The organism is Lysobacter sp. TAB13 (genome assembly GCF_052113885.1).
Classification (GTDB): domain Bacteria; phylum Pseudomonadota; class Gammaproteobacteria; order Xanthomonadales; family Xanthomonadaceae; genus Lysobacter; species Lysobacter gummosus.
The window spans coordinates 1-456 of the sequence record NZ_JBFRDR010000196.1 but is presented as its reverse complement, the minus strand read 5'-3'; the positions used below and the strand labels follow the sequence as shown (position 1 = coordinate 456).

Here is a 456-nt window from a genome sequence, read left to right as displayed (position 1 = left end):
TCAAGGCCATCGCCGACCGCCACGGCGTCAGCATGAAGGCGGCCGGTCTGCAGTTTTCGCTGGCCAATCCCGCGGTCGCGGCGGTGATCCCCGGCGCCAGCCAGCCGAGCCGCATCGCCGAAGACCGGGCTGCGCTGCAGGAGGTGGTGCCTGCGGCGTTCTGGCGGGAGCTGCGGGAGGCCGGGCTGGTCCATCCCGACGCGCCATTGCCCGGCGCGTAGTAACCGGCGGATCGCTCGTCATGTGCCTCGCGCTTGAGAAGCGCATGTCGGGAAGCCGACGCCCGCCGTCCCGCCGATGAAACGTCTATTCCGTGACCTTGATGTCCAGTTCGCGGATTAGCCGGCCGAAACGTTCGATGTCCCCGTTGACCAGGCGCGCCATGTCCTGGGGCGAACCGGGAGCGGGGTCGAGCCCGCTGGCCGCAAGCCTTGTCGCGATTTCCGGAGCCACGAT

1 protein-coding gene is annotated in these 456 nt (G+C 69.1%); it reads left to right on the top strand.

Features of this window, described 5'->3' with window-relative positions; all coding sequences use genetic code 11:
* Positions 1 to 221: aldo/keto reductase (locus tag AB4Y92_RS25790; RefSeq protein ID WP_441822207.1), on the top strand; the 221-nt coding region annotated here is incomplete at its 5' end.
* Between the last annotated feature and the right edge of the window lie 235 nt (positions 222 to 456).